The following is a 379-nucleotide window of genomic DNA, read 5'->3' as shown; positions in this document are numbered from 1 at the left end:
TTCCACTGGAGCACGTGCGACACTGGCCGCCGAGCAACTTCAAAGAGTGGGCTATACCAACGTAATAGTCATTACCTGCGCTCTTGATCAAGTCTTGTCCGCACAAGCAGACAATTAATTCAAACCGTACATTCTCAGTAAAACGAGGTAGAGATTTTATGAGCCCCCCGATTGTAATCGACTACTACACTGATCTGCTTTGCGTCTGGGCTTGGATTGCTCAGCGTCGACTGGACGAACTACATGAACAATTTGGTGACCAGATTGCCATCAACCACTATTACATTGATCTTTTTGGTGACGTCGCTAAGAGAATAGAGCTGCAATGGACGGAGCGAGGCAGTTATGAAGGATTTGCTCAACACGTAATGCATGCAGT

The 379-nt window shown here is 46.7% G+C and carries 1 protein-coding gene; it reads left to right on the top strand.

The window, feature by feature from the left end:
• Window positions 1-158 precede the first annotated feature (158 nt).
• A partial coding sequence (locus A3750_RS04965; RefSeq protein ID WP_197474909.1) for a DsbA family protein occupies window positions 159-379 on the top strand: 221 nt, incomplete at its 3' end.

The sequence above is a fragment of the Oleiphilus sp. HI0079 genome (assembly GCF_001635105.1).
The sequence above is the reverse complement of the archived record's forward strand: the minus strand, read 5'-3'. Positions and strand labels throughout refer to the sequence as shown.